General features: G+C 57.8%; 12 protein-coding genes and 1 pseudogene. 1 reads left to right on the top strand and 12 read right to left on the bottom strand.

The genetic code is table 11. The features are described 5' to 3' along the window. The 3 genes and pseudogenes from NW849_RS12390 to NW849_RS12380 form a co-directional block, all read right to left on the bottom strand. Nucleotides 1–237 (bottom strand): annotated as a pseudogene (locus NW849_RS12390) (hypothetical protein); the annotation flags it as partial. A gap of 54 nt (nucleotides 238–291) precedes the next feature. Beyond that, nucleotides 292–1260 carry a CobW family GTP-binding protein gene (locus NW849_RS12385; protein WP_414357930.1) on the bottom strand — a complete coding sequence of 323 codons (969 nt, stop codon included), beginning with the start codon at nucleotides 1258–1260 and terminating at the stop codon, nucleotides 292–294. A 162-nt stretch (nucleotides 1261–1422) separates the two neighbouring features. Beyond that, complete coding sequence (locus tag NW849_RS12380) at nucleotides 1423–1872, bottom strand: VOC family protein (protein WP_414342591.1); 450 nt, start codon at nucleotides 1870–1872, stop codon at nucleotides 1423–1425. A gap of 196 nt (nucleotides 1873–2068) precedes the next feature. Between NW849_RS12380 and topA the strand changes: the two genes are divergently transcribed. Next, complete coding sequence (topA, locus tag NW849_RS12375; protein ID WP_414357928.1) at nucleotides 2069–4852, top strand: type I DNA topoisomerase; 2784 nt, start codon at nucleotides 2069–2071, stop codon at nucleotides 4850–4852. An 89-nt stretch (nucleotides 4853–4941) separates the two neighbouring features. On the opposite strand, the gene NW849_RS12370 is transcribed toward topA, so the two are convergent. From NW849_RS12370 to NW849_RS12330, 9 genes are all read right to left on the bottom strand, one after another. Further along, nucleotides 4942–5109: a hypothetical protein gene (locus tag NW849_RS12370; RefSeq protein ID WP_011433927.1), complete on the bottom strand. Its 168-nt coding sequence runs from the start codon at nucleotides 5107–5109 to the stop codon at nucleotides 4942–4944. Nucleotides 5110–5146: 37 nt separating this feature from the next. Continuing rightward, nucleotides 5147–6307 carry a SpoIID/LytB domain-containing protein gene (locus NW849_RS12365; RefSeq protein WP_414357927.1) on the bottom strand — a complete coding sequence of 387 codons (1161 nt, stop codon included), beginning with the start codon at nucleotides 6305–6307 and terminating at the stop codon, nucleotides 5147–5149. Between the two features lie 51 nt (nucleotides 6308–6358). Next, nucleotides 6359–7915, bottom strand: coding sequence for a B12-binding domain-containing radical SAM protein (locus NW849_RS12360; RefSeq protein WP_414357926.1), 1557 nt, complete (start codon nucleotides 7913–7915; stop codon nucleotides 6359–6361). Between the two features lie 458 nt (nucleotides 7916–8373). After that, entirely contained in the window at nucleotides 8374–8730 is a 357-nt protein-coding gene (locus NW849_RS12355) for a phage holin family protein (protein ID WP_414350501.1), read from the bottom strand. 44 nt (nucleotides 8731–8774) lie between these two features. After that, nucleotides 8775–9065: a BolA family protein gene (locus NW849_RS12350; protein WP_414357925.1), complete on the bottom strand. Its 291-nt coding sequence runs from the start codon at nucleotides 9063–9065 to the stop codon at nucleotides 8775–8777. 29 nt (nucleotides 9066–9094) lie between these two features. Continuing rightward, nucleotides 9095–9433 (bottom strand): Grx4 family monothiol glutaredoxin, encoded by a 339-nt coding sequence (gene grxD, locus NW849_RS12345; RefSeq protein ID WP_414357932.1) that lies wholly within the window; start codon nucleotides 9431–9433, stop codon nucleotides 9095–9097. 104 nt (nucleotides 9434–9537) lie between these two features. Beyond that, nucleotides 9538–10263, bottom strand: a complete 726-nt coding sequence (ubiE, locus tag NW849_RS12340) for a bifunctional demethylmenaquinone methyltransferase/2-methoxy-6-polyprenyl-1,4-benzoquinol methylase UbiE (protein ID WP_414357924.1) — start codon at nucleotides 10261–10263, stop codon at nucleotides 9538–9540. A gap of 66 nt (nucleotides 10264–10329) precedes the next feature. Continuing rightward, a complete protein-coding gene (locus tag NW849_RS12335) occupies nucleotides 10330–11046 on the bottom strand; it encodes a hypothetical protein (protein WP_414357922.1) in 717 nt (238 codons plus the stop codon). A 145-nt stretch (nucleotides 11047–11191) separates the two neighbouring features. Then, a partial coding sequence (locus NW849_RS12330) for a hypothetical protein (RefSeq protein ID WP_414357921.1) occupies nucleotides 11192–11406 on the bottom strand: 215 nt, incomplete at its 5' end.

Below are 11406 nucleotides of genomic sequence, written 5' to 3'. Positions count from 1 at the left end.
GGCTGGGATCCTGCCAACAGCAACTTTTTCCCCCATGTCTTTGCGGCGGGCAGCCGAGCGTTTGAGATGGATCAACCGCTGGTACTCATCGGCGGCGATATTTTCCTTCAACACGCGGGTGATGGTGGTGATGCTCACCTGAAATTGCTCCGCCAATTCGACGGCGGTCGCTGCTGAGCCGCGGTAGGCGCTAACAATTTGCTGTTGTTCTTGCTCTGAAAGTTTGCTGCGAGCCATCCCAGGTCACCCAATCTAGAAATTGAAAGAAATAGGCAGTGGTGAAGAGGATCTCTAGCCAGCGGCGGTTGCCCCACACACCCGGCTGAGGCCGGCAGCTAGCTGCTCCCGCTCCAGCCCCTTGCCGATCAACACAATTTTGGACAGGCGGGGCTCATCGGGATCCCAGTCCCGTTCCAGAAAAAGGGTTTGCCGCTGGCCCACTTGATGGAAGATAACCCGCTGCGGCTCATCCAGAACCGACAGCACCCCCTTGGCGCGAAAAACGGTCTCGGACAAGTCTTGTAGCCAATCGCGAAAGGCCCCCAAATCCAGCGGCTGCTGCAGTTGAAAGCTCACCGATTGGATCCCGTCCTCCTCCAGGTGATGGCTGGGGTGGGCCTCAGTCCCCGAATCGAGGAGCCTGGGATCCCACAATTCCGGACGAAAGGCATGCACATCCAAGATGCGGGCCAAGGGCACCTGGGCATGGGTGGTGAGCAGGCAAGGGGCATCGGGGTTGTAGCGGCGCAGATCCAGAAGGATCCGCTCTCGTTCGGCTTCGCCGATTAAGTCCACCTTGTTGAGCAACACAATGTCGGCACTGCTGATCTGGTGGGCAGCAGTTTGCGAGCGCCGGAAATTCTGCCAGTATTCGGCCCCATCCACCAACGTCACCACGCCATCCAGGCGCAACTCCTCATGAAAAGTCCTCTGCACAAATAGCTCCGTCACCTGCCTGGGATCCGCTACCCCACTGGTTTCCACCACCAGGTAATCCAACGCCTGGGCACGCTGCAGCAGCTCTCGGGCTGCCTGTTCAAAATCTTCTCGCACCGTGCAACAAAGGCAACCATTGCTGAGCTGCATCAGCCCCCCCTCGGGCATGTTGACCAACTCGCCATCGATGGAAATCTCGCCAAACTCGTTGAGGATAACCCCAATGCGCAACCCACGCTCCTCTTCCAAGATGCGCTTGAGCAGCGTGGTTTTGCCACTGCCCAAAAAACCTGTCAAAATCGTCACCGGAAGCTGAGCTTTCATATCAGGTGAGGCTGAACTGACAAGCGGCCAACAAACCCTTCTCTCAAGTTCCCCAGAAGCTCTACTAGCTTAGCTTTAGGGTTGGCTCTCCAGGATCTGGACAAGGGGGAACGACCGCTCCCACCCAAATTAGATCCTCTAACCCATCAACTAGTTATCCAACTATTTATTAATGTCCTCTGGGCGTTGGGGCAGACTCTCTCCTGAGGATCCCTGGGGACGAATGAGCTCGATCGGCAGGCCATCGGGATCGGCGATGAACGCCACTTCATAGACCTGGCCCCCAATTTGCTGGAGCTGGGGCGGCAGCAGCAGGGTAAGGGGCACTTGCGCTCGCAAATGTTCTAGGTAGTTGGCCAGGGATCCCCATTCGGGGCCCACCTCAAAAGCGGGGTGATAGTAGCCCACATAGTGGGGATCCCCAAAGGGATCCGGGGCAGGATGGGGCTGCGGCACTTGCATCAGCTCCAAACGCCCCCAGGGGCCGCGCATCCAGCAGGCCAGCGTGATCCCGGCAGTAAAACGTTCTTCCACCGCAAAGCCCAACCCCTCGTAAAAGGCGATGGAGCGGAAGATATCGGCGGTGCGAATGGAAAAATGGTGTAGTTTCATCGTCCTGCAAAGCAGCCAGATGGGGGCAGACCGCTCAGATCAATCGCCGCTGACGGCTGGTCAAGCGCAGGTAGACTTGCTACGCTCCAGAAAAGTAGGCTGTCTATCTTAAGCACCTCTTGCAGTGTATGCTGGCCCGCCCAATCCTTGGGGCGGGAAATGCGACAACCTAAGCCGATTGCTGCCAACCTCAATTATGCCTAAGCTGGTCATTGTCGAATCTCCCACCAAAGCCCGTACCATCCGTGGGTTCTTGCCTGCGGGGTATGAGGTTCAGGCCTCGATGGGACATGTGCGGGATCTCCCCGATTCGGCATCTGAAATTCCAGAAGAATTGAAAGGAGAAGAGTGGAGCCGCCTGGGGGTCAATGTCCACGCCGACTTTGAGCCCCTCTACGTCATCCCCAAAGACAAAAGAAAGGTGGTCAAGGAGCTGAAAGAGGCCCTCAAGAAAGCCGACGAGCTGATCCTGGCCACCGACGAGGATCGCGAAGGGGAAAGCATTAGCTGGCACTTGCAACAGGTGCTGCAACCCAAAGTGCCCACCCGCCGCATGGTGTTCCACGAGATCACCCGCGAGGCCATTCAGGAGGCGCTGCAAAACTGCCGTGAGGTGGATGAACAACTGGTGCGTGCCCAGGAGACCCGCCGCATCTTGGATCGCCTGGTGGGCTATACCCTGTCGCCGCTGCTGTGGAAAAAAATTGCCCCCAAACTCTCGGCAGGGCGGGTGCAGTCGGTGGCGGTCAAGCTTTTGGTGGATCGAGAGCGGGAGCGGCGCGCCTTCAGAAAAGCCTCCTACTGGGCTCTGAAGGCAGAGCTGCAGCCGAGCACTGCCTCCCAGGAGCGGCAGGCTGTCTTTTCGGCAGAGCTGGTGAGCCTAGCCGGCAAGCGATTGGCCAGCGGGCAAGACTTCGACCCCAGCACTGGGCGGCTTGTCGCCGGGCGGGATGTAGTGCTGCTGGATCAAGCCCAGGCCGAAGCCCTGCGGGAACGTCTTCTGGGCAAAGCCTGGATTGTCAGCTCTGTGGAAGAACGCCCCTCCACCCGCAAACCTGCCCCTCCCTTTACCACCTCCACCCTGCAGCAGGAGGCCAACCGCAAGCTGCACCTGTCGGCCCAGCAGACGATGCGCATTGCCCAAAAGCTCTACGAAGAGGGCTACATCACCTACATGCGCACCGATTCGGTCCACCTGTCGGAGCAGGCCATCCGCGCTGCCCGCGCCTGCGTGGAGTCGATGTACGGCAGAGAATATCTCAGCCCCGAGCCCCGTCAGTACACCACCAAAACCAAAGGGGCGCAAGAAGCCCACGAGGCCATTCGTCCTGCTGGATCAGAGTTTCGCCTGCCCAGCCAAACCCCCCTCTCCGGCCAGGAGCTGGCCCTCTACGACCTGATCTGGAAGCGCACCGTCGCCAGCCAAATGGCTGAGGCGCGGCAGACCCACACCATCGTACTCATCGCCGTAGACGATGCGGTGTTCCGGGCCAGCGGCAAGCGCATCGATTTTCCCGGCTTTTTCCGCGCCTATGTGGAGGGATCCGACGACCCAGAGGCGGCTTTGGAAGATCGGGAGGTGCATCTGCCTCTGTTGCGGCAGGGGGATCCCCTCCGCTGCCAGAAGCTGGAACCCGTTGCCCACGAAACCCAGCCTCCAGCCCGATATACGGAAGCCTCCTTGGTCAAGGTGTTGGAAAGTGAGGGCATTGGTCGCCCCAGCACCTACGCCACCATCTTGAATACGATCATGAGCCGTGGCTACGTCAGGCCGATGGGGAATGCCCTCGTGCCCACCTACACAGCTTTTGCAGTCACCGAGCTGCTGGAAAAATACTTTCCCAACCTGGTGAATACCCGCTTCACCGCCGAGATGGAGCAAACGCTGGACGACATCGCTTCTGGACAGGCGGAGTGGTTGCCCTATTTGCGCCATTTCTTCTTGGGCGAGCAGGGTCTTGAGGGACAGGTAAAGGCCCGCGAGTTGGAAATTGACTCCAGCCTGGCCCGCTCCATCCATCTGGAGAACCTGCCCGTCAAGATCGGCATTGGCCCCTATGGCCCCTATGTGGCGGTCGAAACCGAGTCCGGAGAGGTGCGCGCCAACTTGCCGGAGGATATTCCCCCCGCCGATCTGAGCCCAGAACACATTGCGGAGCTAATCCAGCGGAAGCAAGAAGGCCCCAAGCCCATTGCCTTTCACCCGGAAACCCAGGAGCCAATCTATGTGATCCCGCAGGGCCCCTACGGCCCCTATGTGCAGTTGGGGGAAGTTTCTGAGGACAACAAAAAACCCAAGCGCACCTCTCTGCCCAAAGGGCTGAAACCGGATCAGGTTACGCCAGAGATCGCCTTGGGGTTGCTGAGCTTGCCCCGCACCTTGGGGGAACACCCGGAATCGGGGAAAAAGGTGCAGGCCGGTATTGGCCGCTTCGGCCCCTACGTAGTCTGCGATGGCGATTTCCGCTCTCTGCCCGCCGAGGAGGATGTGCTGACCATCAGCCTGGAGCGGGCGCTGGAGCTGCTGGCCCAGCCCAAGAAAAGCCGTGGGCGCGCCTCGGCCAAGCCGCTGCGGGAGCTGGGATCCCATCCTGAGGATGGTGAGCCGGTCAATCTGCACGACGGCCCCTACGGGCTGTATGTCAAACATGGCAAGGTCAATGCCTCTTTGCCCAAAGGGATCCCTGCCGAAGCGGTTACCCTGGAAATGGCCCTGCAGGTGCTGGCTGAAAAGGAAGGCTCTTCTGCAGAGGTCAAGGGGAAAAGCCGCTCGACCGCTTCTGCAGGTAAAGCCCAAGCCAAAGCTGCCTCCAGCAGCCCTACAGCCCAGCCGGCTGGAGATGCTGTGCCGCAGAAGCGGCGTAAAGCACAAACAACTTCCACCGGCGGCGGGATGGCCAAAGAGCCGCAAGCGAATGGGTCAGCCCAGGTGGGATCCCGTTCCACCATTGTGAGGATCACGCCCAAAGCTCGCGCCTGAAGTCAGCTTTTCTGCCACAGCCCAAGGTCGCCTGCTCAGGGTGGCTTAGGGGTTAGCCATGTAACAGTTTTGCTGACGACACAACTGCTTCAAGGGCCGCAAGCAGCGGCCACGGCGGCTTCCTGATTGGCAATGCAACCCATTGCTTCTGCAAACGGCAAGGGATCCTGCTGCTGGCGCTTGGGAATCTGGGCGTGTTCCAGCTCACTGCAGTAGCAGTAGGCAGGATGGCGACGATGGGGGTGTGCAAGGGACACGGGAGTAAATGAGAGTTGGAGTCGGGGCCAACAGCCTTCAGCTCAACGTTATCACCTGGGTGCCGGGGAAGTAGTGATTGAGGATTTGCGGCGCTGTGTAGCCCTGCTCGGCCAAGCCGCGGGATCCCCACTGACACAGTCCCACCCCATGCCCGGCTCCGCGATAGGTAAAAAGGTACACTTCCTGCTGGCCGGCCTTTGGCTGGAGACGTTCCCACGTGAAGCGGTTGCTGGGGAGGATCCCCCAACCCAGGGTTTGGCCAAGGCGCAGCACAAACTCTTGGCCGGTCAACAGTTGGGATCCAACGCGAATGCGCACAGGGCGACCCCAGGGATCCGACTGCACAATCTCCAGATCGCCGTTGCCCAAGGCTTGCTCCAACTCCCGTCGGCTGAGTCGGACGCTGTGAGGGCCATAGAAAGGAGAGGCGCGACACCCGTCACAGATCACCCCTTGTAGGTAGGGGCGGGCGGGTGGGGCAAAAATATCCTGATTGGCGCTGGTGTGGCCCCCACAGGTGGAGTGAAACAGAACCTCTATCGGCTGGCCGGCATGGGTTAGGATCTGCCCTCGGGTTGCCTGCACCGCAGCAGTGGTCGCCGCCGTTTCATAGGCCAGGCCACCATAAAACTGGTGGGCGGTGGAATCCTGCAATAGCCTTATCGGGGCAGAGGGCCATTCTCTTCTGGGGCCGGGGCACAGATGGGGAACGGCCAAGGTACGGGCCAAGATGGCTTGCGCCTGCAAGGCGGCAGCTGGCCAGTCGGCGGGCATTTCGCTGGGCACCAAAGCCAGCAGATAGTCTTCCAACTTGACCCAATTCACCAGATGCAGGCGACCTAAACCCTTGGGACGAATCTGTACCCAGCCCCGATAGCGACGCTCCTCCCCTGCGAGGGAGCGCAGAGCTCCCCCCTGTAGCCAAAGGGATCCCTGGTAGCGACGAGGCTGTCCCGGCCCGGTCAGCAGGAGCTCTTGGCGGCGCACCTGTAACTTCCAGGCACCTGTTGGAAAAGGCTGCTGATTCAAAACAAAAGGGCCAACCAGCTCCAACTCGGCCAAGGGATCCGCACTCCAGCGGCTGAACAGCTCCACGGCCAGCCAATCTCCGCGCCCGGACGTTTGGGCCTGCCGAGAGCCTCCCCAAACAGCCCACAGGGATCCCAGCACCATCGCCCCCAACTGTCGTCGCCGCATAGGCCCCATCCGGGCATCCTCTATCGATAGACCATTCCCCCAGAAATACTGTCAAGATGAGCTGGCCAGCAAAGGATCGTATCCCAGTTGCTGGGTAAGCCGGGCGCGGGCCAATTCCCGATATTCCCAAAAGTGTTCTCCTGCAGCGCAGAGGCCCAAATATAGGTTCAGCAGGCTCGGTTTCTGTCGCCAAATCGTCCATAGCTGCCGCCAAAATTGGGCGCGGATTTCGGGATGAAGGATCCCTTGCCGCCAGATGAGTTGTAGAAGCAGATGGATCCCTTTGCGGAGGGGCAGCTTCATCATTTGCCGTCGGCCATCTTTGATGCCGATATTCAGGCACTGTTGCAGGCAGCGAGACAAATATCGTGCAGGATCATACAGTTTCCAAAAACTTTCCAGATACTCTCGGGCAATCTCCGATAGAGAACGGGTGGGAATGAAATTCATCAGCGTATTTTGATCGCCGAACTCAGTAACGCCGATCCCTTCCAGCAAACGTTCCTCCTTCTTCAAGCGATTCCAGAGTTGCGTGTTTGGCAAAGCCTGTAAAATGCCTAACATCGGCTGAGGAATACCGGTTTGCTCGACAAAAGCCTGGATGCGATCCCCTGCTCCTGGCCGCTCTCCATCAAAGCCTAGAATAAACCCAGCGTAGATCAGCAGTCCGGCCTCGTTGATCTTGCGACAGGCTTCCACCAAAGGGTGACGGGTATTTTGTAGCTTTTGAGTCATCTGTAAGCTGTCTTGGTCTGGGGTCTCAATGCCCAAAAAGACAGCATAGAACCCCGCTTCTACCATCAACCTCATCAGCTCTTCGTCTTCCGCCAGGTTGACTGAAGCCTCTGTCATAAAGGTAAATGGATAGTTGCGCTTCTGGCTCCAGGGGATCAGCTCTCGTAAAAATCGCTTGACGTTGCGCTGGTTGCCGATAAAGTTGTCGTCTACCACAAATACCGAACCCCGCCAACCCAAGTCATAGAGAGCTTGCAGCTCGGCTAGCATTTGACTTGGCTCTTTGGTTCTCGGCTTGCGTCCGTAAAGAGAGATGATGTCGCAAAACTCGCAATTGAAGGGGCAACCTCGCGAAAATTGGACTGACATCATGAAGTATTGATCCATACGCAGCAGATCAAACCTCGGCAAAGGACTTTGGGTTACGTCCGGCTTTTCGGCGGCCCGAAAAATGCCCGACTCTTGACCTGCTTCTAGGGCCTTGACGAAAGCCGGTATGGTCACTTCCCCTTCGTCCAAAACCAAATAGTGAGCCCCGGATTCCAGGGCGTCTTGCGGCACAGAAGTTGGATAGGGCCCGCCCACAGCTACTTTTTTGCCCAGTTGTACAGCCTTGCGAATCAGGGCGTGGAAATCTTGTTTTTGCACCAGCATGGCCGACAAGATCACCAGATCGCACCAGTGCCAATCGGCTTCTGTTTCAGCAGCGACATTGCGATCCACAAAGCGAATCTCCCAGTGTTGGGGTAGCAGAGCAGCAACGGTGATCAAGCCCAGAGGTGGCATTAGCGCTTTTAGTCCCACCATCTCGATGGTGCGATTGTAAGACCAGAACGATTGAGGAAAACGCGGATAGAGCAGCAATGCCTTCATACCGACCAGCTCCTAAATCCCAGCGTAATTGATTTCATCCTCGCCTTTTTCCCATTCGTTTTTATTGATTAGGCAATCCTACAAGTGGCCTTGAATAAAGCTGCTGTAAAAACTTTTCGGTATGCTTACCCGTAGTACCTTCTTTGGGTTAGTAGTTTACAGGTTTTGTGCAGGTTTCCTATGGAGAAGCTTGTGATTCTTGAGCAGCGATTGAGCAGGTAGGGCCAAGAGAGTGCAGTTGCCGATGACTTCAAAGGACGGCTGCCACCGGGTAGCGTATTGACGTTCTCCCAGCCTACTCTTCAGGAAGCCTCTCTGGATGACTATCTAACCAAGGATCTGAGCTGAGCCTTAAAAGTTACTGAAGAGATTGCTCACTGAATAACTGAATAAAGTGTTGCCGCAATTCTTTCGAGAACAGCAATATCAACCCTGGCCCTTGGCAGCTCCAGACAGAGTCAGTTCTGCACACCTTGCTCGAAAACCTGCTGAACCAAGCCACTGACGATGGAAAGTACAATCGCGCCGACGAACGCCCAACCGAAGTTATCGATATTGAAAGCGTTCCCGGCCAGCTTATCGGCAATGACCAAGCAGATGCCGTTCAAAATTAGCCAAAACAAGCCCAGGGTAAGAATTGTAATCGGCAGGGTGATCAACCGGAGAATCGGCCTGACCAAACCATTGACCAGACCAATGGCCAGAGCCGCCACCAAAGCACCCCCGAATCCAGAGACGTGGATTCCGGGCAAAAGCCAAGCCAGGATCATTACACTCAAGGCTGACATCAGCCAGGTGGCCAAAAGAGTTGCCATGCTCCCTCCTCTGCCCTGATGGGGCCGCGATTTTGCCCTCTATGCTAGCCGATCTGCTCAGGGATCCCTTGCGCAGAAACCTCTCCAGGGCTGTAAGTTTGCAGGGCCAACGCATGAATGCTCCACCCCATCTGTTCGGCTAGGGCAGCATACACCAGGCGATGTCGCTGTAGAGTCGTTTTGCCAACAAACAGAGGCGACACCACTTGAACTCGGTAGTGCCCTCCTGTCCCGCCCCCGTGGCCGATGTGAAGGTGGGACTCATCCTCTACCTGCACATGAAGAGCCTGCAGCTTCTCAGTCAGGTGCTGCCGAAGGTATTCGGGGGTAAGCATGGCAACCCTTCTGGATGAGATGGGATCCCTTAAGGTTGAGCCGTGGCCTTGGCAAAGGCTGCCTCGACCAGAGGACGCAGCTCGTTGCAGGCGTGCATCTCTTGGATGATGTCGCAACCGCCCACAAACTCTCCATCGATATAGATCTGCGGGATAGTAGGCCAGTTGGAAAACTCTTTGATCCCCTGGCGGATCTCGGGATCCTCGAGGACGTTAATCGCCGTGTAGGGGAAGCCCAAACTATCCAGCACACGAACGGCGGCATAGGAAAACCCACATTGGGGCATTTCCGGGGTGCCCTTCATGTAGATGAGCACCTTGTGGGTACGGATTTGTTCACGGATTTTCTCTTCCAAAAGGGGATCCAGCATGGTGTTCAACCACTATAGCGACAACAGCCGATAGGCAAACCGACATCCTATCGAGATCTCATTTTCGTTCACTTCTAACATACTTGGCACTCTCCCCACGGCTAGGCCGAGGGATTCTTTTTCGCAATCACCAGTACCCCCATCATGCCCCACGCTAGGGGGTAGAACTTGGCGCTGGCAAACCCTGCTTGCAGGGCCATTTGTCGTTGCTCTTCTCCAGAGGGGAAGCGATCTAGGCTAGGATCGATGTAGGCATACTCGGATCCCAGTCCCAAAGTTTTGGCCTGGGCAACCACCTGGGTGTTCAAGTACCAGCGCTGAAATTGCTCGAAAAGAGGGATCCCTGTGGGGCGGTGAAAATCCAAAATGGCGGCACGACACCCTGGCTTCAGTACTCGCCCAATCTCTCGCAAGGCTTGGGGAATATCGGTTACATTGCGCAAGCCGTAGCCCATGGTAATGGCATCGAAGCTACTGTCGGGAAAAGGTAAGGCCAAGGCATCTCCCAAAACCCACTCCAGGGAGTAGCCAGGGAAGAGCCGGGAGCGACGCCGGGCAATCGCCAGCATGGCGGGAGAGAAATCTAGGCCCACCACATGTCCCCTTCGTCCTACTCGGCGGGCCAACTGCAGAGCCAGATCACCGGTTCCACAGCACAGATCCAGCACATATCCTCCTGAGCTGGCGCCCGACCAACGCACGGCCATACGCTTCCAAACCTGATGGAGGCCCAGGCTCAAGGTTTGGTTGAGGGAGTCATAGTGGGGAGCAATGCGGTCAAAAAGCGCTCGGATTTCCTCAGGCTGTTCAAAGGTTGGGCTAGGCACCGGTTCTCAACTCCACCTCCTGTTTCCGCGTATCCTACAGACCTTTGGATCCCCGACCTGAAGCCACTACGGCGGCACCGGGATCCCGCTGGCCCCTACTCGGTGGCGGCGGCTGGGGTAATCAGCCAAACTCAGGGACAGGGATCGGGATCCGGCTAGGCTCGAGGCTGGGATGCGGATGGTTCCCTGGAAGACTTGGCTATTGGGGGGCAGCTCCCCCGGCAAACCCTGGGTGACCGCGTTGATTGACCGTCCATTGTCGTCAGTAATGTTCAGGAAGCTATAGAGAAAGCGCACCGTCTCTGCCGAGTTGTTTTGCATAGCTACATTCAGAACCACTTGGCTTCCCTCGCGACGAACCGAAAGCACCTGCATAGAGACCTGTCCACTGGCGGCAATTGGTAGGGGGGGCGGAGGTGGTGTGGGCGCTGGCGGGGCAGGAACTCCGTCCTGCTGACGCGGACGGGGAGGTGGAGGAGATGGGGTGGCGGGGCGAGGAGTTGGCGATGGGGCTGCCGCCAATTCAGGAGACACTCTGGGAGTGAGGGTAGGGGTGGGAGTTGCGACCGGCGTGGGTGCTGGGGTAAAGAGGGGGGTGGGAGTTGGGGACGGACGAAGGCTGGCTTCGGCTGCTGCAATTACCTCAGCCTCGTTCAGCAAGGGCACAGTGCGGGGATCCCGAACTTCGCGGGAGCGAGAAGCCTGACCGGAGCCGGTGACAGGAGAAGAAACCCCGGATAGGGCTCGCTGGCCAAATAGGTAGCCCAAGCAAGCGCTCAACACCGTTGTGAAGAGAAATGCGCTCGTCCAAAACAGCACCCCCGAGAATGTGGAGGTGAACTCCTGAGATAGTCTGGCCGGTCTGCGCAAAGGCTGTTAACTCCTGCTGCTGGTTCGCTTACCCGATCATACGAAAGTGACGGAGAAGCTAGGGGTTCTCGACTGGGGCAGAGTTTTTGCGTTGTTGCTCATGGGCCTGTAGCGGGGCGCTGTCTAAGTTGGGCAGCCGCTCCCCCAGCCACCAACCCGGATCTTCCCAGCTCAGGGATCCCAGCCATTTCCCGGCCCGATCTGCCAAGACCAAGCCCAACAAAACGGGAGCAGTGGTGATCCCCAGCGCTAGGCTGAGCCAGAGCGGTTGAG

Origin of the sequence: Synechococcus sp. R55.3 (genome assembly GCF_047461975.1) — a bacterium.
Taxonomy (GTDB): Bacteria; Cyanobacteriota; Cyanobacteriia; order Thermostichales; family Thermostichaceae; genus Thermostichus.
Note: the sequence above shows the minus strand (reverse complement) of the source record. Positions and strands in the feature narration are given on the sequence as shown.

Coding starts and splice junctions, on each gene's coding strand:
- NW849_RS12385 (WP_414357930.1), bottom strand. CDS start 1,260: ATGAAAGCTCAGCTTCCGGTGACGATTTTGACAGGTTTTTTGGGCAGT.
- NW849_RS12380 (WP_414342591.1), bottom strand. CDS start 1,872: ATGAAACTACACCATTTTTCCATTCGCACCGCCGATATCTTCCGCTCC.
- topA (WP_414357928.1), top strand. CDS start 2,069: ATGCCTAAGCTGGTCATTGTCGAATCTCCCACCAAAGCCCGTACCATC.
- NW849_RS12365 (WP_414357927.1), bottom strand. CDS start 6,307: ATGCGGCGACGACAGTTGGGGGCGATGGTGCTGGGATCCCTGTGGGCT.
- NW849_RS12360 (WP_414357926.1), bottom strand. CDS start 7,915: ATGAAGGCATTGCTGCTCTATCCGCGTTTTCCTCAATCGTTCTGGTCT.
- NW849_RS12355 (WP_414350501.1), bottom strand. CDS start 8,730: ATGGCAACTCTTTTGGCCACCTGGCTGATGTCAGCCTTGAGTGTAATG.
- NW849_RS12350 (WP_414357925.1), bottom strand. CDS start 9,065: ATGCTTACCCCCGAATACCTTCGGCAGCACCTGACTGAGAAGCTGCAG.